The 1,736-nt window shown below is 37.4% G+C and carries 1 protein-coding gene and 1 pseudogene; both read right to left on the bottom strand.

All coding sequences use genetic code 11. The annotated features are described in order from the left end of the window. Nucleotides 1–470: pseudogene (locus WB217_RS08015) on the bottom strand (penicillin-binding protein); the annotation flags it as partial. A 117-nt stretch (nt 471–587) separates the two neighbouring features. Next, a complete protein-coding gene (locus tag WB217_RS08010; RefSeq protein WP_423992294.1) occupies nt 588–1,469 on the bottom strand; it encodes a VanW family protein in 882 nt (293 codons plus the stop codon). Nucleotides 1,470–1,736 lie beyond the last annotated feature (267 nt).

Raw genomic sequence — 1,736 nt, 5'->3', positions numbered from 1 at the left:
GTAATTCTACCAAGCTGTATGTTATAAAGGTCTTTGTTTTTAAGTTTTTTATCTTTAAATAAATCCATTTCCTTTTTCGTAATTAATTTTCGTGCTTCTTCAGGGTTTCTAATAATCCAGAAATCCTTTTTCTCCCGTTCCTGAATTTTTTCCGTTTTCTGGTAGATGAGTTTCGCGAGATTCTCTGCCACCATGAGCATATCTGTTTGCGAGGTGCCCTCATTTGTATAAGTAATCGCATTAATGGGCTTGTTGTCTACAATAACTTTAAGATTTCTGTCAAACATTTTGCCGCGTGGAACGGGATTATTAACAGTGAAATCTTCTTTTCGTTCTATTTCTCGCTTATAATCTTCTCCGTGGACTATTTGAACGATCCCCAGCCTCAGAATCAGGAGTGAAAAAAGGAAAAATACAGAAAAGAACAGGATATTCACCCGGAGTGGGGTTTGATTTTTCTTTTTAGGCAAGCATCTCACATCCTATGAAAATATATTTCGTTACCATCCATTACCAATAGTCTACATAAAATTTCCATAAGATGTAAAGAAAAAGGAATCCTATTCCAGAAGGATTCCGGTGTATTTCTAATAAGCTTCTTCAGGGATTGGAATTAGACTGCTTGTACTAGGTATTTTCCGTTTTTCAATATTAATTTCTTCCGATGAATAAATCATTACGACCATTTTTCCGTAGTAGGACTTTGCTCGTATCAAAATAGGCTGATTGTATCTGTTTTTAAACGTAAAGTCTGGACCATACCAACTTACAGTTGCATCACGTCCTGGTGGAACATATGGTACTTGCTTAGAATGCGAATATCGTTCAAGGATTTTCATGCCTGATCGATCTGCTGCATTATACAAGGTTGAGGAAACCTGGCAAATACCTCCGCCAATTCCTTCGGAAAGTTCCCCTCGAACTATGATCGGCGCAGGCTGGTATCCCCTTGATGCAGTCCTTTTGCCGACCACTTTATTAAAAGAAAATGTTTCCCCTGGAAAAACAACGTGGTTGTTTATGGCTTCAGATGCCAAAGCAATATTATGAGATCGCTCCATATTTCCGCTGTTAAAATAAGTTATGTAATGTCCAATTAGTCTAGTACGGATATTGGCGATTATTTCACTGTCAACTTTGGGATGTACCGGCAGTGTTGGAACAAGAATCTTTGATGAGTTGGTATCGAAAAAACTGTTAGTGAATTGTTCTTTAAACTTCCTTTGATTTAAACTATATCCTACCTCTTCCGGAATGATTCTTCCGTAATCATCCAAACCTGCATTTACCGGCTGCTTTGTGACTTGCCTGGCAAGCTGATTATTTAAGGTTTCTAGCATTGTGTCATTTAAGATCGGATATCCGAACCATGAGATAGAGAAATCGGATCGGTGCACTTCTGCTACAGGTTCCCCATCCCAGTAAATAGAGATTTTATCATCATTTTTTATACTACCTGTAGTAAGCATCAAGCCAAGAATCAGTAAAAATTTCAACTTTTTCACCTCCCAATTTATTATGCTTTAGCAGATTGTTTTTAATGTGTTTAAACAATGGTGGTTTTTTATGGAAAGAGCGAAGGAGAGAAAAAAGTTTGGCGAAAGGTGAAGTGCTTTTTATGTGCAGTTAAGTTATGATGAAGGCTTATTTCTGTGATCGTTGTTCCTAAAGCCCTTTTAGGAACACTTTTTTTGCCGACCGATCCCAACATGAGACCCTTCTTTTTAAATATAATC

The organism is Mesobacillus sp. (assembly GCF_049588175.1).
Classification (GTDB): domain Bacteria; phylum Bacillota; class Bacilli; order Bacillales; family Cytobacillaceae; genus Mesobacillus.
This window is presented reverse-complemented; position numbering and strand designations above follow the sequence as displayed.

What these genes read in the sequence shown, in the direction of transcription:
- WB217_RS08010 (WP_423992294.1), bottom strand. Translation starts at nt 1,469, where the DNA reads ATGCTTACTACAGGTAGTATAAAAAATGATGATAAAATCTCTATTTAC.